An 18594-nucleotide genomic window follows, 5' to 3' on the forward strand; every position below is an offset into this window, starting at 1 on the left:
GAAGTTGCGATCATTGGTATCAAAGACACAATCACAACGACTTGTACAGGTGTTGAGATGTTCCGTAAGCTGCTTGACGAAGGTCGTGCAGGTGAGAACGTTGGTGCACTTCTACGTGGTACTAAGCGTGATGAAGTAGAACGTGGTCAAGTACTAGCGAAACCAGGTTCAATCACTCCACACACTAAGTTCGAGTCAGAAGTGTATGTACTGTCTAAAGATGAAGGCGGCCGTCATACTCCGTTCTTCAAAGGCTACCGTCCACAGTTCTACTTCCGTACAACGGACGTAACAGGCGATATCTCTCTACCAGAAGGCGTAGAGATGGTAATGCCAGGTGACAACATCCAAATGGTTGTAGAGCTAATCGCTCCAATCGCGATGGATGAAGGTCTACGTTTCGCGATCCGTGAAGGCGGTCGTACAGTAGGTGCTGGTGTTGTTGCTAAAGTTATCGCTTAATTGCTGATTTAGCCGTTTAAATACGAATAGTATTTGACTAACGACTACCAAAAAGGGCATCATTTGATGCCCTTTTTCTGCACTAAATTTGGCCGTTGTCGATTTGTTGGTCGATAAAGCCAGTGCAAAGGATTTAAGATAGAGACATTTCTATCTTGATGAGTATGTATAGGTAGCTTTACCTGTGCTATGGATTTGCCCTGCAACAGCGGGGTTGTTGTCGTCTATGTTAAGACTTGTAACAGGTTGGTTTATGAAAGCAAACAATGCTGAAATTCCTGATAGCTCAAGTGCAGCAGACACATTTAAGTGGATTGTCACTTTTGCTCTGTTAGCTGCCGCTGTTGTGGGTAATTACCTGTATGGTGAAATGTCTGTAGTGCTTCGCGCTGCAGGTGTGGTTGCGCTGATTATTGCAGCACTCGGTGTTGCTGCGACAACCACAAAAGGAAAAGCGGCGATTGCGTTTGCGCGTGAATCTCGTATGGAAGTTCGCAAAGTGGTATGGCCTACACGTCAAGAAACCATGCAAACAACATTAATCGTTTTAGCTGTAAGTATCGTAATGGCTCTAGCACTTTGGGGCATCGACGGCATTATGGTTCGTCTTGTCGCTTTCGTGACTGGGGTATAGAGGGTTTAATACATGAGTGAAGCTCCTAAAAAACGCTGGTATGTAGTTCAAGCCTTCTCTGGATTTGAAGGCCGCGTAGCGCAATCGCTGCGTGAGCATATCAAGATGCACGCAATGGAAGAATTCTTCGGTGAAGTTCTTGTTCCAACCGAAGAAGTTGTTGAAATGCGTGCAGGTCAACGCCGTAAAAGTGAGCGCAAGTTCTTCCCAGGCTATGTATTGGTACAGATGCTCATGAATGATGAGTCCTGGCACTTAGTTCGTAGTGTTCCTCGTGTAATGGGTTTCATTGGTGGAACCTCCGATCGTCCTGCACCTATCACTGACAAAGAAGCCGATGCGATTCTTAATCGTCTAGAGAAAGCGAGCGAAGCTCCGCGTCCTAAGACGATGTTTGAAGCAGGTGAAGTGGTTCGTGTTAATGAAGGTCCATTTGCTGATTTCAACGGCACCGTTGAAGAAGTGGATTACGAGAAGAGCCGCATTAAAGTGTCAGTATCTATCTTTGGTCGTGCAACTCCTGTTGAACTTGAGTTTGGCCAAGTCGATAAGCTTGATTAAAAAAACATCTTTTAGGGTTGTTAAGGGCGTGAAATGTGATTATAATTTCGCGCCTTATTTACACGTCTTTATGACAAAGTAACCGGGGAGCTGATCAGCTGATTGGCGTTTGTACCCACATTTAGGAAATATCATGGCTAAGAAAGTTGAAGCTTATATCAAGTTGCAAGTTGCATCTGGTATGGCGAACCCAAGTCCACCAGTTGGTCCTGCACTAGGTCAACGTGGCGTTAACATCATGGAATTCTGTAAAGCGTTCAACGCAAGAACAGAATCAATGGAGAAAGGCTTGCCTACTCCAGTTGTTATCACTGTATACAGCGACCGTTCTTTCACGTTCGTAACTAAGACTGCTCCAGCTGCTGTTCTTCTGAAGAAAGCTGCAGGCATCAAGTCTGGTTCAGGCCGTCCAAACACTGAAAAAGTGGGCACGGTTACTGATGCTCAAATCCAAGAAATTGCAGAAGCGAAAGCGGCTGATATGACTGGTGCTGACATTGAAGCGATGAAACGTTCTATTGCGGGTACTGCTCGTTCAATGGGCTTAGTGGTAGAGGGTTAATATCATGGCAAAACTAACTAAGCGTATGCGCACTATCCGTGAGAAAGTTGACGCAACTAAAGAATACGAAATCAACGAAGCTGTAGCTCTTCTTAAAGAACTTGCAACGGCTAAATTCGTTGAGTCTGTAGACGTTGCTGTGAACCTTGGCATTGATGCTCGTAAATCTGACCAAAACGTACGTGGTGCAACTGTTCTGCCACACGGTACTGGTCGTGAAGTACGTGTTGCAGTGTTCACTCAAGGTGCAAACGCTGAAGCGGCTAAAGCTGCTGGTGCAGATTTAGTGGGTATGGAAGATCTAGCTGAGCTAGTGAAGAAAGGCGAAATGAACTTTGACGTTGTTGTTGCTTCTCCAGATGCAATGCGCGTTGTAGGTCAACTAGGTACCATTCTTGGTCCTCGCGGTCTAATGCCAAACCCTAAAGTTGGTACTGTAACTCCTAACGTTGCTGAAGCGGTTAAGAACGCTAAAGCAGGTCAGGTTCGTTACCGTAACGACAAAAACGGCATCATCCACACAACTATCGGTAAAGTTTCTTTCGAAACTAACCAACTTCAAGAGAACTTAGAAGCTCTTCTAGTTGCACTTAAGAAAGCGAAACCTTCTTCTGCTAAGGGTACTTACCTGAAGAAAGTAAGCATTTCTACTACGATGGGTGCTGGTGTTGCTGTTGATCAGAACACGCTAAACGCTCAAGCGTAATAATACATTTGATTAGGTGTGGAATTTGTGTATAATTCTGCGCCTAATATTTGTGGTTGGGGCTGATTTTAGTTCTTAGAACTATGACCCAGTCTCCGTCCAAGACCGTAGGCGTTATTTGTCTGTTTGATAAATGACTTAATCGTACCTACGTAGATGGTGCCCGAACTGACAGAAAGCATAATTTATTTTTTGAATAGATAAACTTTCTTCTGGGACTGCACCGAAATAACTCTCACTGTTGTGATAATAGTGAGTGGTGTAACGACAACCAGGAGTAAATCCAAGATGGCTTTAAACCTTCAAGACAAACAAGCAATTGTTGCTGAAGTCAACGAAGCGGCCAGTGGTGCACTTTCTGCAGTTGTTGCTGACTCTCGTGGCGTTCAAGTAGGCGCGATGACTTCTCTACGTAAACAAGCTCGTGAAGCGGGTGTTTACATGAGAGTTGTTCGTAATACTCTAGCACGTCGCGCAGTGGAAGGCACAGCTTACGAATGTCTACAAGACGTATTCGTAGGTCCTACTTTGATCGCATTCTCTAACGAGCATCCAGGTGCTGCAGCGCGTCTTTTTAAAGACTTCGCTAGAGAGAACAAGCACTTTGAAATCAAAGCAGCTGCATTTGAAGGCGCATTAACTGACGCTGAACTACTAGCGACACTACCAACTTACGACGAAGCAATCGCACGCCTAATGATGTGCATGAAAGAAGCTTCTGCTGGCAAGCTGGTACGTACTATCGCTGCTGTCCGCGATCAAAAAGAAGCTGCGTAATTCGCATTGCTTTTTATTGTTTGCTAAATAAACTTATTGTTGACTTAAAAGAGAATTGTTATGTCTATTACTAACGAGCAAATCCTAGATGCAGTTGCAGAAATGTCTGTAATGCAAGTTGTTGAACTTATCTCTGCTATGGAAGAGAAGTTCGGTGTTTCTGCTGCAGCTGCAGTAGTTGCAGGTGGCCCAGCAGCAGCAGCTGTTGAAGAGCAAACTGAATTCGACGTAATCCTAACTGCTGCTGGCGCAAACAAAGTATCTGTAATCAAAGCAGTACGTGGCGCAACTGGCCTAGGTCTTAAAGAAGCTAAAGCTCTAGTTGACGGCGCTCCAGCTGCAATTAAAGAAGCAGTTTCTCAAGCAGAAGCTGACGCACTTAAGAAAGAGCTAGAAGAAGCTGGTGCGACTGTTGAAGTTAAGTAATTATTACTTAATTTCTTAGCCGCAAGGCTAATGGCTGGTGGTTTATTGACCACCGGCCTTTTTGCGCTGTAGGGTATGGGTGAATTTTCCCGCTGTTTAGACGCTTATACTCGTGCAAAAGCACACAAACTATCATTTTTGAGTGATGTTGTGTTACTACAGTAAACAGCTGTTAGTCACTGTCCTATGACCCTTTATTTTTGAATAATTGGTGGGCAGTTTGGGTCACTTATCAGCGAGCTGAGGAACCCCATGGTTTACTCTTATACCGAGAAAAAGCGCATCCGTAAGGACTTTGGTACTCGTCCACAAGTGTTGGACATTCCATACCTGCTATCGATCCAGCTCGATTCGTTCGACAAGTTTATCGAACAGGATCCTGAAGGACAATACGGTCTTGAGGCTGCTTTTCGTTCTGTATTTCCTATTCAGAGCTATAACGGCAATTCTGAGCTGCAATACGTTAGCTATCGTCTTGGTGAGCCAGTTTTTGACGTTAAAGAATGTCAAATTCGTGGTGTAACTTATTCTAAGCCACTACGCGTAAAACTACGCCTAGTGATCTTTGATAAAGACGCGCCAGCAGGTACTGTAAAAGATATTAAAGAACAAGAAGTCTACATGGGTGAAATTCCACTCATGACAGACAATGGTACCTTCGTAATTAATGGTACTGAGAGGGTTATCGTATCCCAGCTGCACCGAAGCCCAGGCGTATTCTTCGACAGCGATAAGGGTAAAACTCACTCATCAGGTAAAGTTCTTTATAACGCACGTATTATCCCTTACCGTGGTTCATGGTTAGATTTTGAGTTTGATCCAAAAGATAACCTATACGTGCGTATTGACCGTCGTCGTAAACTGCCTGCATCGATCATTCTTCGTGCACTTGGTAAATCGACAGAAGAGATCTTGGATCTGTTCTTCGAAAAAGTGAAGTTTGAAGTCAAAGACCAAACTCTTCTTATGGAGTTGGTACCTGAGCGCCTGCGTGGCGAAACAGCGTCATTTGATATTGAAGCAAATGGTACCGTTTATGTCGAAAAAGGTCGTCGTGTAACGGCTCGTCATATTCGTCAACTAGAAAAAGATAACGTTGATTTTATCGAAGTACCCGTTGAGTACATCGTTGGTAAAGTCGCTTCTAAAGATTATGTCAATGAAGCAACTGGTGAAGTCATCGTTAGCGCAAACCAAGAAATTAGCTTGGAAGCATTAGCGAATCTTTCACAAGCGGGCTATAAGAAACTTGAAGTTCTATTTACGAACGATCTTGATCATGGTCCATTTGTGTCTGAGACGCTCCGCATCGACAGTACGGTTGATCGTATTTCTGCACTAGTAGAAATCTACCGCATGATGCGCCCTGGCGAGCCACCAACAAAAGAAGCAGCCGAATCGCTGTTTGAAAGCCTATTCTTCTCAGAAGAACGCTATGACCTATCAACAGTAGGCCGTATGAAGTTCAACAGCTCAATTGAGCGTGAAGATGCCGGCGAGCTTGGTACGCTTGACGAAACTGATATCATCGAAGTGATGAAGAAGTTGATCGCCATTCGTAACGGCATTGGCGAAGTGGACGATATCGACCACCTTGGCAACCGTCGTATTCGCTCTGTTGGTGAAATGGCTGAAAACCAATTCCGCGTAGGTCTTGTGCGTGTTGAACGTGCAGTGAAAGAGCGCTTAAGCCTTGGCGATCTTGATGCGATCATGCCTCAAGATTTGATCAATGCGAAGCCTATCTCTGCGGCCGTTAAAGAATTCTTCGGTTCTTCACAGCTTTCTCAGTTTATGGACCAGAACAACCCACTTTCAGAAGTGACGCACAAACGTCGTATTTCTGCATTGGGTCCTGGCGGTCTAACTCGTGAGCGTGCTGGCTTTGAGGTACGTGACGTACACGTAACTCACTACGGTCGTCTATGTCCGATCGAAACGCCAGAAGGTCCGAACATCGGTCTGATTAACTCATTGTCAGCATTTGCACGTTGTAACGAATACGGTTTCCTAGAAACTCCGTACCGTCGTGTTGTTGATGGTGTGGTGACTGATGAAGTTGATTACTTGTCAGCTATCCAAGAAGGTCAATTTGTTATCGCGCAGGCAAACGCCATTCTGACTGAAGAAGGTACGTTTGCAGATGAGCTGATCACAGCTCGTCAAAAAGGTGAATCTGGTCTTCACCCTCGTGAACATGTTGACTACATGGACGTTGCGACCAACCAGGTCGTATCAATCGCCGCTTCGCTTATCCCGTTCCTAGAACACGATGATGCGAACCGTGCATTGATGGGTGCGAACATGCAACGTCAAGCGGTTCCAACGCTACGTGCTGAGAAGCCGTTGGTTGGTACTGGTATCGAACGTAATGTAGCGGTTGACTCTGGTGTAACTGCCGTTGCCAAACGTGGCGGTATGGTGCAGTCAGTTGATGCGTCTCGTATCGTAGTTAAAGTTAATGAAGATGAACTTGTATCTGGTGAAGCGGGTATCGACATCTACAACCTAACTAAATACACACGTTCGAACCAAAACACATGTATTAACCAACGTCCTACTGTGATGCCAGGTGAACCTGTAGCTCGCGGTGATGTCCTTGCTGATGGTCCTTCAACAGACCTTGGTGAGCTAGCGCTTGGCCAAAACATGCGTATCGCATTCATGCCTTGGAATGGTTATAACTTCGAAGACTCGATCTTAGTATCTGAGCGCGTCGTTCAAGAAGACCGTTTCACGACTATCCACATCCAAGAACTTTCTTGTGTGGCTCGTGATACTAAGCTGGGCTCTGAAGAGATCACAGCGGATATTCCAAACGTAGGTGAATCGGCTCTGTCTAAACTAGACGAGTCAGGTATCGTTTACATTGGTGCTGAAGTTAAGGGTGGTGACATCCTAGTTGGTAAAGTAACGCCGAAAGGCGAAACTCAGCTAACTCCAGAAGAGAAGCTACTACGTGCAATCTTCGGTGAAAAAGCCTCTGATGTTAAAGATACGTCACTGCGTGTACCAAACTCTGTTTCAGGTACCATTATCGATGTTCAAGTTTTCACTCGCGATGGCGTAGAGAAAGACAAGCGTGCGCTTGAAATTGAACACATGCAGCTAAAAGAAGCGAAGAAAGACCTTACTGAAGAGTTCCAAATTCTTGAAGGTGGTCTACTAGCGCGTGTGAAAGCTGTACTGATCAATGGTGGCTATTCTGAAGCGAAGCTTGATGCGATCGATCGTAAGAAATGGCTAGAACAAACACTAGAAAACGACGAGCTACAATCTCAACTTGAACAGCTTGCTGAGCAGTGGGATGAGCTAAAAGCTGACTTCGATAAGAAGTTCGAAGCGAAACGTCGCAAAATCACTCAAGGTGATGATCTAGCGCCTGGCGTTCTGAAGATTGTTAAAGTTTACCTAGCGGTGAAACGTCGTATCCAGCCTGGTGATAAGATGGCAGGTCGTCACGGTAACAAGGGTGTAATCTCTAAGATCAACCCTGTTGAAGACATGCCTTACGATGAAAACGGTCAGCCGGTTGATATCGTATTAAACCCACTAGGTGTACCGTCACGTATGAACATCGGTCAGATCCTTGAAGTTCACTTAGGTCTGGCTGCAAAAGGTATTGGTGACAAGATCAACCAAATGGTTAAAGAACAACAAGAGCTGTCTAAGCAGCGTGAGTTCTTACAGAAGGTTTATGATCTTGGCGATACGCGTCAGAAAGTAGATATTGCTGCTCTGTCTGATGGTGATGTTCGTACTCTTGTGAACAACCTTCGTGGTGGTTTACCGATTGCAACTCCAGTATTTGATGGTGCGTCAGAAGCATCAATCAAAGAACTATTAAGCCTAGCCGACCTACCAACTTCTGGTCAGCTAACACTGTTTGATGGTCGTACTGGTGATGCATTCGAGCGCCCTGTAACTGTCGGTTACATGTACATGCTCAAACTGAACCACCTTGTTGATGACAAGATGCACGCTCGTTCAACAGGTTCGTACAGCCTAGTAACTCAGCAACCACTTGGTGGTAAAGCTCAGTTCGGTGGTCAGCGTTTCGGTGAGATGGAAGTGTGGGCACTAGAAGCATACGGTGCTGCATATACACTACAAGAAATGCTTACTGTTAAGTCAGATGACGTTAACGGTCGTACCAAGATGTATAAGAACATCGTTGATGGTAACCATAGCATGGAACCTGGCATGCCAGAGTCTTTCAACGTATTGCTGAAAGAGATCCGCTCGCTAGGTATCAACATCGAGCTAGAAGACGAAGAGTAATCTTGGCGGTAAACCCTCTGGATTATCCTGGTAGAAAGGCGCTCGCCGAGCGCCTTTTAACTCCTTACAGGAGCTGATTGTGAAAGACTTATTAAACTTTCTAAAAGCACAGCATAAGACCGAAGAATTTGATGCAATCAAAATCGGTCTATCTTCACCTGACATGATTCGTTCATGGTCTTTTGGTGAAGTTAAAAAACCTGAAACGATCAACTATCGTACGTTCAAGCCTGAACGTGATGGTCTGTTCTGTGCGCGTATTTTTGGTCCAGTCAAAGACTACGAATGTCTTTGTGGTAAATATAAGCGTCTGAAACACCGTGGCGTGATCTGTGAAAAATGTGGCGTTGAAGTTACACAAACTAAAGTTCGTCGTGACCGTATGGGCCACATCGAGCTTGCATCACCGGTTGCTCACATCTGGTTCCTAAAATCGCTACCGTCTCGTATCGGTCTGCTAATGGATATCCCTCTACGTGATATCGAACGTGTTCTTTACTTCGAAATGTATGTAGTAACAGAGCCGGGTATGACGGATCTAGAAAAGAGTCAGATGCTTACTGAAGAAGAGTATCTTGACCGTCTAGAAGAGTGGGGCGATGAGTTCACGGCGAAGATGGGCGCAGAAGCGATCAAAGACCTATTGGGTTCAATGGATCTTGTCGCTGAAACAGAGATGATGCGTGAGGAGTTACAAACCACTAACTCTGAAACTAAACGCAAAAAACTGACTAAGCGTCTGAAGCTTGTTGAAGCGTTTATCAGCTCAGGTAATAACCCTGAGTGGATGATCCTGACTGTGCTTCCGGTACTTCCGCCAGATCTACGTCCTCTAGTACCACTAGATGGCGGTCGTTTTGCGACATCTGATCTGAACGATTTGTACCGCCGTGTGATCAACCGTAACAACCGTTTGAAGCGTCTTCTAGAGCTAGCAGCTCCGGACATCATCGTACGCAACGAAAAGCGTATGCTGCAAGAGTCTGTTGATGCGCTACTTGATAACGGTCGTCGCGGTCGTGCGATCACAGGTTCTAACAAGCGTCCTCTGAAATCTCTTGCTGATATGATCAAGGGTAAACAAGGTCGTTTCCGTCAGAACCTACTTGGTAAACGTGTAGACTACTCAGGCCGTTCTGTAATCACAGTAGGTCCATATTTACGTCTGCACCAGTGTGGTCTTCCTAAGAAGATGGCACTTGAGCTATTTAAACCATTTATCTACAGCAAGTTAGAAACTCGCGGCATGGCCACGACGATCAAAGCAGCTAAGAAAATGGTTGAGCGTGAAGAAGCGGTTGTTTGGGATATCCTAGACGAAGTGATTCGTGAACACCCAGTACTACTAAACCGTGCACCAACACTGCACCGTCTTGGTATTCAAGCGTTCGAACCTGTACTGATTGAAGGTAAAGCGATTCAACTGCACCCACTTGTGTGTGCGGCGTATAACGCGGACTTCGATGGTGACCAAATGGCGGTTCACGTGCCTCTAACTTTAGAAGCACAGCTTGAAGCTCGTACACTGATGATGTCGACGAACAACATTCTGTCGCCAGCATCGGGCGACCCTATCATCGTACCTTCACAGGACGTGGTCTTGGGTCTGTACTACATGACTCGCGAAAAAATCAACGCACAAGGTGAAGGTATGTACCTGGCTGGCCCTAAAGAGGCTGAGAAGGCATACCGTACTAAGACAGCGGCGCTACACGCACGCGTTAAAGTACGTATCACTGAAACCGTTGTTGATGAAGATGGTTACAGCACAACTGAGACTAAGATGGTCGATACGACTGTCGGTCGTGCCATGCTATGGCAAATCGTGCCTAAAGGCCTGCCATACAGCATCGTGAACCAGAAGCTTGGTAAGAAACAGATCTCAAATCTATTAAACGAAGCGTATCGTAAGCTTGGTTTGAAAGATACGGTCGTATTTGCTGACCAAATCATGTACACCGGTTTTGCTTATGCAGCACTGTCAGGCGTGTCAGTTGGTATCGACGACATGGTTGTACCAGCAGCGAAATACACTGAAATTGCTGAAGCTGAAGAAGAAGTACGTGAAATCCAAGAACAGTTCCAATCAGGTCTTGTTACGGCGGGTGAGCGTTACAACAAAGTTATCGATATCTGGGCGTCTACCAACGACCGTGTTGCGAAAGCGATGATGGATAACCTATCTTCTGAAACTGTGATCAACCGTGATGGCGTAGAAGAACAACAAGAATCGTTTAACAGCATCTATATGATGGCTGACTCGGGTGCTCGTGGTTCTGCTGCTCAGATTCGTCAGCTTGCAGGTATGCGTGGTCTGATGGCGCGTCCAGATGGTTCAATCATCGAAACGCCTATCACAGCAAACTTTAAAGAAGGCCTGAACGTACTACAGTACTTTATCTCTACCCACGGTGCACGTAAGGGTCTAGCCGATACTGCACTTAAAACAGCGAACTCAGGTTACCTGACTCGTCGTTTAGTAGACGTTGCACAAGACGTTGTGGTGACAGAGCATGACTGTGGCACTCAAGAAGGTGTCGACATGATGCCTCATATCGAGGGTGGTGATGTTAAAGTTTCTTTAACTGAACTGGCTCTTGGTCGTGTTGTGGCTGAGGATGTGATGAAGCCAGGCACTGAAGAAGTACTTATTCCACGTAATACTCTGATTGATGAGAAGTGGTGTCAGATTATCGATGAGAACTCTGTCGATAATATGAAAGTACGTTCAGTGGTAACATGTGATGCGGACTTCGGCTGTTGTGCGCTATGTTACGGTCGTGACCTTGCTCGTGGTCACCTAGTGAACCAAGGTGAGGCAGTCGGTGTTATTGCTGCTCAATCTATCGGTGAGCCGGGTACACAGTTAACGATGCGTACGTTCCACATCGGTGGTGCGGCTTCTACTGCTGCGGCAGAGAACAGCATCCAAGCGAAGAACAAAGGTTCTGTGAAACTTCACAACGCTAAGTTCGTTATCAACAAAGATAAGAAGCTGGTTATCACATCTCGTGCATCAGAGCTGACTATCATTGACGAATTTGGTCGCACGAAAGAAAAACACAAACTGCCTTACGGCTCTGTGTTGAGTAAAGGTGATAACGACGCGGTTGAAGCTGGTCAAACAGTGGCTAACTGGGAAGCGCACACCATGCCAATCATCACTGAAGTGGCTGGTCGCATCCAATTCGTTGATATGATTGATGGTGTAACGGTTTCTCGCCAAACAGATGACCTAACGGGTCTATCTTCAAGCGAAGTAACCGAAGCTGCCGCTCGTCCAGCAGCAGGTAAAGATATGCGTCCAGCTATCAAACTTGTTGATGCGAAAGGTAAAGATGTCATGATCCCTGGTACTGATATGCCAGCTCAATACTTCTTACCGGGTAAAGCGATCGTTAACATCGAAGATGGTGCTGAAGTTGGTATTGGTGACACATTAGCGCGTATTCCACAAAAATCTGGCGGTAACCGAGACATCACGGGTGGTCTACCTCGCGTAGCTGACTTGTTTGAAGCTCGTCGACCAAAAGAGCCTGCGATTCTTGCTGAGCACACAGGTACTGTGAGCTTTGGTAAAGAAACCAAAGGTAAACGTCGTCTAATCATCACTCGTGAGGGTGACGAAACTTATGAAGAAATGATTCCTAAGCATCGTCAACTTAACGTGTTTGAAGGTGAAAAGATCGAACGTGGTGACGTTATTGCTGATGGTCCTGAGACTCCGCACGATATCCTACGTTTACGTGGTATCCATGCTGTAACGTCTTACATCGCTAACGAAGTTCAAGAAGTTTACCGTCTGCAAGGCGTTAAGATTAACGATAAGCACATTGAAACTATCGTTCGTCAAATGCTACGTAAGTGTACGATTACTCATGCTGGCGACTCTGAGTTCCTAGCGGGTGAGCAAGTTGAATACTCACAAGTGAAAGTTGCAAACCGTAACCTAGAAGCCGAAGGCAAACAGCCTGCTCGTTTCGAGCGTGAGCTACTAGGTATTACTAAAGCATCTCTAGCGACTGAATCGTTCATCTCTGCGGCATCGTTCCAAGAGACAACTCGCGTACTAACAGAAGCGGCTGTTTCTGGTAAACGTGATGATCTTCGCGGTCTGAAAGAAAACGTAATCGTTGGTCGTCTGATCCCAGCGGGTACAGGTTTCGCTTACCACCAAGAACGTCAAGCTAAACGTGCGGCACAGCTAAAAGGCCCGTCTGCTGAACAAGCGACAGATAACCTAGCGGCACTGCTAAACGCAGGTTTCTCTTCTGAAGAGTAATCTCAGCGCTGATTAAAAAAGGCACCTTCGGGTGCCTTTTTTGTTGCGCTTAATTAATCTACGCGAATGATTACAGCAAAATATTCAATATTAAGCACCAGGAGGGATAGCCAAGCTGTCCGCGATAAGTTGAATCAAACTATCTTCCACTCCAAAACGCACCTCAATAATTTCACCAATTAGCGAAAGGTCGTTGTCAAAGTTTTCGAGATCATCCTCATCACTCACTGCCGCGTATTTATCTGTAAAATTGAGTAACGGCTCGGTAGTAACAATAATTTTTCCATAAGTCTGATTAATTTCATCGGTGGCTTCAAAGCCGGTTGCACGCCACTTATCCATCACCATATCGTAGATTTTGAAGTGACCTTCGGAAATATAATCGACCAGTTGCTGGCAAAAACGTTGCAGCTCTTCTGGCGAGGGAAGCCCGTTAACATTCGTTTTGGCGGTGCAAGGTTGCAGCGCGGCTAATTTGCAATACTCTACAATTAAGGTTTGTCGCGTGTTTAACCAGTGATCAATAACGTCACTGTAACCGCCCCATTGCTCTTGTGTGCGTTTTAGTTTTTTTAGCATGACCATGCCCTCATGATCGGGTCACAAAGCTGGTGACCGTTTCCTTTGCGTAGGGTTGCACTTCGTAGATACAACTCATTGTCCTTACTAGAATTTATAGAACTAAATTTGGAACGTTACAAATTCTGGTATGAATTTAGATTGCCAGTAAAATGGGGTAACTGCAAGAAGAGAGGTCGCAACATGTTGAAAAATAGTGATACAAAAATCGCTTATTGGTGTGTAGTTTCCGGAAGTGAGATCTGGACCATAAATGGTGAGTTACCGCTAGGATCTGCGGGCGAACATTCCCTGCCTTTAGAAAAAGCGGTGGTGGTAGATAGTTGTGATGGTTATCCAGTGATGTGGGTTAATGATGCCGATCTTGATGGCGAGCGAGAAATGACTTCATTACGCGAATTGTTGCATTTCAAACCAGAACTGTTTTTGGCGATCAGCAAAGCGCTTCAATATGGTCACATGAGCCAAACGTTACGTTTTTGCCCACAATGTGGTGGGCGAAATTACCTAAACCATAACCAATTGGCGATGCAATGTTCTGAGTGTCGAACGTTACATTATCCGCGTATCTTTCCTTGCATTATTGTCGCGGTACGAAATCAGGATAAAATTTTATTGGCCCAGCACCCAAGGCATCGTAACGGCATGTATACCGTTATTGCTGGTTTTTTAGAGGTCGGGGAGACGTTAGAGCAGTGCGTGGCACGTGAAGTGCTTGAAGAAACGGGGATTCATGTGAAAAATATTCACTATTTTGGTAGCCAGCCTTGGGCATTTCCATCGAGTATGATGATGGGCTTTGTGGCGGAATATGACTCTGGCACGATAAAACCCGACTATAGTGAATTGAGTGATGCGCAATGGTTTTTAGCAAGTGCTTTGCCTCCTGTTGCGCCCGAAGGGACGATAGCCAGAGCATTAATAGAGCACACGTTAAGCGAAATCGAGAAAGATTCACTGCCGCATTGCTAAAAAAAACCCTCCGGTGAAGGAGGGGGTAAGTAAGATGTCGTTATGAGATGCCGAGTACAGAGTACTCAGTTTATAATTATAGTTTTCGCTAGCGAACAAATTTTTAACACCGTTAAAGGTTGCTTGCAAATTAACCATTGATTTAAAAGTTAATAACATGATCTCGCTTGCAAAGCACACCGTTTTTGGCGCTTATTCAGTGCTAGAATAACGCCACAAAAAATAACAAGCTTTAAATTGGAAGACGGAATGACTGAATTAAAAAATGATCGCTACTTGCGTGCACTGTTAAAACAACCTGTCGATTGCACCCCTGTATGGATGATGCGCCAAGCAGGACGTTACCTGCCAGAGTATCGCGCAACGCGTGCCGAAGCAGGCGATTTTATGGCGCTGTGTAAAAATGCTGAGCTAGCTTCTGAAGTGACATTACAGCCATTACGTCGCTTTCCATTAGATGCCGCTATTTTATTTTCTGATATTTTAACCATTCCTGACGCCATGGGATTGGGTTTGTATTTTGAAGCGGGAGAAGGGCCAAAGTTTGAACGCCCGATCACTTGTAAAGCCGATGTCGATAAAATTGGCTTACCGGATCCGGAAGGCGAACTGCAATATGTGATGAATGCCGTACGCCAGATCCGCAAAGATCTACAAGGTGAAGTTCCATTGATCGGTTTTTCAGGCAGCCCATGGACACTCGCGACTTATATGGTGGAAGGTGGCAGCTCAAAAGCCTTCACTAAGATCAAAAAAATGATGTACGCCGATCCTAGCGTGCTGCACGCCTTGCTCGATAAACTGGCAGACAGTGTTATTGAATACCTTAACGCACAAATCAAAGCGGGTGCTCAGTCTGTTATGATTTTTGATACTTGGGGCGGAGTACTGACGCCGCGCGACTACAACCTCTTTTCACTACAGTATATGCACAAAATTGTGGATGGTTTAATTCGTGAAAATGAAGGTCGCCGCGTGCCCGTCACTCTGTTTACCAAAAACGGTGGCATGTGGCTGGAGCAGATTGCTGCAACGGGTTGTGATGCTGTAGGGCTTGATTGGACCATCAATATTGCCGACGCCAAAGCGCGTATCGGTGACAAGGTGGCGCTGCAAGGTAATATGGACCCATCTATGCTTTATGCTCCGCATGATCGTATTCGCCAAGAAGTGGCGACCATTCTTGAAGGGTTCGGTCATGGTGGAACGGGCCATGTCTTTAACCTCGGACACGGTATCCATTTAGATGTGCCACCGGAAAATGCGGGCATATTTGTTGATGCGGTGCACGCCTTGTCTAAACCGTACCATCAATAATAGGTTTGCGGTGCCTTATCGCCGATAATGCACCGTTTCTCACTCTCATCCTGTTATTTGATAGGAGCAGGTTCACAGAGGTAAAGAGGTAATAAGACAAGATGAAGACCAAAGATAAGATCGTTTATGCTGCATTAGCGCTGTTTAATGAACATGGTGAAAGAACGGTGACCACTAACCATATCGCAGCACATATCGAAATCAGCCCAGGTAATTTGTATTATCACTTTCGTAATAAACAAGAAATTGTTCGTGATATTTTTGCTCTCTATTCAGCAGAGTTACTCGAACGTTTTCAGCCGATTGCGGCACAGCGCGAAAGCTTAACTCTGTTAAAGCATTATCTTGATTCGATCTTCACTTTGATGTGGAAATACCGTTTTTTCTATGCCAATTTACCGGAAATCCTGCAGCGTGATGAAGTACTACATGGTGAGTACATTCAAGTACAAGAAAAGCTGCAAACTAATCTCATTAATATTATGCACGCTTTTGTTGAGCTGAAATTGCTGTCTGTCGGGAAAGAAGAGATGCAATCTTTAGTGACCACTCTCCATATGACGGCTTCGTGTTGGTTGAGTTATCAGTCAGCGATGTTTTCCAAAACGCAGATCACCGAGCAAGTGATTCATCAAGGCATGCTACAGATGATCGCAGTCGTTAAACCCAAAGCAACGGAACAAGGTCTTGAACAGCTTCTATTATTAGAGGAAGGTGTGCGGGCGATGCACGCATCATAATCTGTGCTTAGTTATAACCTTTGAGTATTGTTCTTAATCCTTTGAAGCTGTTAGCTTCTTAGCTATACATCTCTAAGGGTGGTGTTGATATGCACTATGACGTTTTTAACGGTGATGCTGATGGCATCATCTCTCTTCTTCAGCTGCGGCTTGCTTACCCTCGCACGACGACCCTAGTTACTGGGGTTAAGCGTGATATCAAATTGCTCCAGCGTCTTAATCTTCAATCCCGAGATAGTCTGACCGTGTTAGATATTTCGATGGAGAAGAATCAGCAACCTTTACAGCAGGCTCTTGCGGCGGGGGTGACGGTGTTTTATGCCGATCATCACTATGTAGGCTCAATCCCCGAGACTCCGCTGCTTGACGCCCATATTGATTTGGACCCTAATACTTGTACGGCATTAATTATTGATCAGTGGTTAGGTGGTCCGTTCCATGAGTGGGCGATTGTGGCAGCTTATGGCGATAATTTGATTGCTAAAGCGGATACTTTAGCGCGCAACGCGGGGCTAACTACCACTCAAGCTGAACAACTAAAAAACTTAGGCACCTTGATTAACTATAACGGTTATGGAGAGACGATAGAGCAGCTTCATTATCACCCCGCTGATTTGTACCAAGCCTTGCTAGTTTATCCTTCACCGTTTGATTTAATGAAGGATGACAACTCCCCTTTTTATCATTTGCAGCACGCTTATGAGCAAGATATGCAGCTCGCTCAGTCGTTAGAGCCTATCTATAAAAGTGCCTGTTTGAGCGTATACGAGCTGCCAGACTGTGCATCATCACAGCGAGTGAGTGGTGTTTTTAGTAATTGGCTAGCCAATCAAGCACCTGCCGCGGCACATATGGTTTTAACGGTAAATTCATCGGGTGGTTATACCGTTTCGCTACGTGCTCCATTAGCCAATAAACAGGGAGCGGATAGGTTATGCAGCGCCTTTGCAACCGGAGGCGGGCGAGAAGCGGCGGCGGGTATTAATTCGTTGGATAAAAGACAATTGACCCAATTCATTACTCAAGTAGAAGCGTACTATTCATCACACTAACGCTCGTTCGGATTAACAGGGTGATGGATGTGTTTTGCTAGCGACTGAGCCAGCGTGTTGGGTCTTCGGCTTTACTGTTGCGACGAATTTCGAAATAGAGCGCTGGCTGAGATTGACCGCCAGTGTCTCCCGCTAAAGCAATGGTTTCACCGGCGGTGACTTTATCGCCCTCTTTTTTGAGCAAACTTTGGTTAAAGCCGTATAAGGTCATATCGCCTTTGCCATGATCGAGCAAAACCACCAGCCCATAACCACGTAGATATTCAGCAAACACGACCGTGCCAGAATAAACCGCTTTGACGTTTTGACCATAATTGGCGTCAATGACTAGACCTTTCCAGTCAATTTGTCCACTTTGACGTGTACCAAAAGCATGCAGGATTTTGCCTTTGACTGGCCAAGGTAGCTTGCCTTTTTGCGGCGCTAACCCATCCATTAGTACAGCGTTACGTTTTGCTGCTTTGGCGATTTCCGCTTGTAATCGCGTTTCATTGCGTTGCAATTCCGCTAAGTAGACTTTATCACCGGAAATACTTTTTTGAATTTTACCCACCGTACTGCGTCGTTCTGACTGCGTTTTTGCCAATGTAGCGCGCTTTTGGGTCTGCTGTTCTAATAGAGAAGCGATTTGGTCTCGTTCAAGTCGCAGCTGTTTTTCACTTTCATTGAGTTCTTTTTGCGTAAGTTCAAGCTGTTGGATGGTTTGGCTGCGTGCCTTAGCTAAGTGTTGGTAATACTGGCTGATGCGATCTTCTTCCACGCCATTATTGAGTATGTTGGATGAGGCTGTCGCTCGCTGAGTGGCGTAATAGGTTTTGATCAGTTGAGCTAATTTGGCGGTTTGTTGTGTTTGTTGTGTTTCTAAGGCCGTGATCTTTTGCTTGAGTTTAGCGATATTAGCGTTGGCCACTACTAATTCTGATTTGGTGTTTTTGATCTGATTTTCTAGACTTGAAATACCCACTTCTTGCTTTTTAAGCGCATTTTGCAACGAATCGAGCTCTTTTTGTCGATTATTTAACGCTTGCTGCTGACGAGAAATTTCGCCTTTCACCCCTTTTAGCTCTTGTTGTGTGGCAGCCATTAACGGTGAGCTGGAGAGGCAAGCTAGCCCTAACACCATCACTAGGCTAAGTGCATGCCACCAAGTCGTTATAGTAAGTGGGTGTGGTGAAGGCTTGTTTCTCATCCGTTTTCAAGTCTCTATCGACAAATTAGTGAGTCAGTATACTCAAAGCCATCC

General features: G+C 45.4%; 15 protein-coding genes. 13 read left to right on the plus strand and 2 right to left on the minus strand.

Going from position 1 to position 18594, the window contains the following annotated elements; genetic code table 11:
* From NB504_RS07540 to rpoC, 9 genes are all read left to right on the plus strand, one after another.
* A partial coding sequence (locus NB504_RS07540; RefSeq protein ID WP_249339401.1) for an EF-Tu/IF-2/RF-3 family GTPase occupies positions 1-462 on the plus strand: 462 nt, incomplete at its 5' end.
* Between the two features lie 253 nt (positions 463-715).
* Positions 716-1096, plus strand: coding sequence for a preprotein translocase subunit SecE (gene secE, locus NB504_RS07545; RefSeq protein WP_026027616.1), 381 nt, complete (start codon positions 716-718; stop codon positions 1094-1096).
* Between the two features lie 12 nt (positions 1097-1108).
* Positions 1109-1657, plus strand: a complete 549-nt coding sequence (gene nusG / locus NB504_RS07550) for a transcription termination/antitermination protein NusG (RefSeq protein WP_013857954.1) — start codon at positions 1109-1111, stop codon at positions 1655-1657.
* 133 nt (positions 1658-1790) lie between these two features.
* Complete coding sequence (gene rplK / locus NB504_RS07555; protein ID WP_010318965.1) at positions 1791-2219, plus strand: 50S ribosomal protein L11; 429 nt, start codon at positions 1791-1793, stop codon at positions 2217-2219.
* Between the two features lie 4 nt (positions 2220-2223).
* Entirely contained in the window at positions 2224-2925 is a 702-nt protein-coding gene (gene rplA / locus NB504_RS07560) for a 50S ribosomal protein L1 (RefSeq protein ID WP_013857952.1), read from the plus strand.
* 288 nt (positions 2926-3213) lie between these two features.
* Positions 3214-3702 (plus strand): 50S ribosomal protein L10, encoded by a 489-nt coding sequence (gene rplJ / locus NB504_RS07565; RefSeq protein ID WP_026027617.1) that lies wholly within the window; start codon positions 3214-3216, stop codon positions 3700-3702.
* Positions 3703-3762: 60 nt separating this feature from the next.
* Positions 3763-4128 carry a 50S ribosomal protein L7/L12 gene (rplL, locus tag NB504_RS07570; protein WP_010318962.1) on the plus strand — a complete coding sequence of 122 codons (366 nt, stop codon included), beginning with the start codon at positions 3763-3765 and terminating at the stop codon, positions 4126-4128.
* Between the two features lie 252 nt (positions 4129-4380).
* Positions 4381-8409, plus strand: a complete 4029-nt coding sequence (gene rpoB / locus NB504_RS07575) for a DNA-directed RNA polymerase subunit beta (protein ID WP_010318961.1) — start codon at positions 4381-4383, stop codon at positions 8407-8409.
* Between the two features lie 79 nt (positions 8410-8488).
* On the plus strand, positions 8489-12691 hold the full coding sequence (gene rpoC, locus NB504_RS07580) for a DNA-directed RNA polymerase subunit beta' (RefSeq protein WP_013857949.1): 4203 nt from the start codon (positions 8489-8491) through the stop codon (positions 12689-12691).
* Between the two features lie 90 nt (positions 12692-12781).
* On the opposite strand, the gene NB504_RS07585 is transcribed toward rpoC, so the two are convergent.
* Positions 12782-13276 carry an Rsd/AlgQ family anti-sigma factor gene (locus tag NB504_RS07585; RefSeq protein ID WP_019282811.1) on the minus strand — a complete coding sequence of 165 codons (495 nt, stop codon included), beginning with the start codon at positions 13274-13276 and terminating at the stop codon, positions 12782-12784.
* 39 nt (positions 13277-13315) lie between these two features.
* Between NB504_RS07585 and nudC the strand changes: the two genes are divergently transcribed.
* The 4 genes from nudC to NB504_RS07605 all read left to right on the plus strand — a co-directional run bounded on the left by nudC (position 13316) and on the right by NB504_RS07605 (position 17351).
* A complete protein-coding gene (gene nudC / locus NB504_RS07590) occupies positions 13316-14242 on the plus strand; it encodes an NAD(+) diphosphatase (RefSeq protein ID WP_258428590.1) in 927 nt (308 codons plus the stop codon).
* Positions 14243-14491: 249 nt separating this feature from the next.
* Entirely contained in the window at positions 14492-15559 is a 1068-nt protein-coding gene (gene hemE / locus NB504_RS07595; protein ID WP_010318957.1) for a uroporphyrinogen decarboxylase, read from the plus strand.
* 101 nt (positions 15560-15660) lie between these two features.
* A complete protein-coding gene (locus NB504_RS07600; RefSeq protein ID WP_017043942.1) occupies positions 15661-16299 on the plus strand; it encodes a TetR/AcrR family transcriptional regulator in 639 nt (212 codons plus the stop codon).
* 89 nt (positions 16300-16388) lie between these two features.
* Positions 16389-17351 carry a DHH family phosphoesterase gene (locus tag NB504_RS07605; protein ID WP_258428591.1) on the plus strand — a complete coding sequence of 321 codons (963 nt, stop codon included), beginning with the start codon at positions 16389-16391 and terminating at the stop codon, positions 17349-17351.
* Positions 17352-17388: 37 nt separating this feature from the next.
* On the opposite strand, the gene NB504_RS07610 is transcribed toward NB504_RS07605, so the two are convergent.
* Positions 17389-18474: a murein hydrolase activator EnvC gene (locus NB504_RS07610; protein WP_231140426.1), complete on the minus strand. Its 1086-nt coding sequence runs from the start codon at positions 18472-18474 to the stop codon at positions 17389-17391.
* Positions 18475-18594: the final 120 nt, after the last annotated feature.

This window comes from Vibrio sp. RM-69-4, from assembly GCF_024743775.1.
In the GTDB taxonomy this organism is placed as follows: domain Bacteria; phylum Pseudomonadota; class Gammaproteobacteria; order Enterobacterales; family Vibrionaceae; genus Vibrio; species Vibrio anguillarum.

Excerpts from the sequence above, each read along its gene's own strand:
- rplA (WP_013857952.1), top strand. The coding sequence starts at position 2,224 with ATGGCAAAACTAACTAAGCGTATGCGCACTATCCGTGAGAAAGTTGAC.
- NB504_RS07610 (WP_231140426.1), bottom strand. The coding sequence starts at position 18,474 with ATGGTGTTAGGGCTAGCTTGCCTCTCCAGCTCACCGTTAATGGCTGCC.
- rplK (WP_010318965.1), top strand. The coding sequence starts at position 1,791 with ATGGCTAAGAAAGTTGAAGCTTATATCAAGTTGCAAGTTGCATCTGGT.
- NB504_RS07600 (WP_017043942.1), top strand. The coding sequence starts at position 15,661 with ATGAAGACCAAAGATAAGATCGTTTATGCTGCATTAGCGCTGTTTAAT.
- NB504_RS07585 (WP_019282811.1), bottom strand. The coding sequence starts at position 13,276 with ATGGTCATGCTAAAAAAACTAAAACGCACACAAGAGCAATGGGGCGGT.
- rplL (WP_010318962.1), top strand. The coding sequence starts at position 3,763 with ATGTCTATTACTAACGAGCAAATCCTAGATGCAGTTGCAGAAATGTCT.
- hemE (WP_010318957.1), top strand. The coding sequence starts at position 14,492 with ATGACTGAATTAAAAAATGATCGCTACTTGCGTGCACTGTTAAAACAA.
- NB504_RS07605 (WP_258428591.1), top strand. The coding sequence starts at position 16,389 with ATGCACTATGACGTTTTTAACGGTGATGCTGATGGCATCATCTCTCTT.
- secE (WP_026027616.1), top strand. The coding sequence starts at position 716 with ATGAAAGCAAACAATGCTGAAATTCCTGATAGCTCAAGTGCAGCAGAC.
- rplJ (WP_026027617.1), top strand. The coding sequence starts at position 3,214 with ATGGCTTTAAACCTTCAAGACAAACAAGCAATTGTTGCTGAAGTCAAC.
- nusG (WP_013857954.1), top strand. The coding sequence starts at position 1,109 with ATGAGTGAAGCTCCTAAAAAACGCTGGTATGTAGTTCAAGCCTTCTCT.
- rpoB (WP_010318961.1), top strand. The coding sequence starts at position 4,381 with ATGGTTTACTCTTATACCGAGAAAAAGCGCATCCGTAAGGACTTTGGT.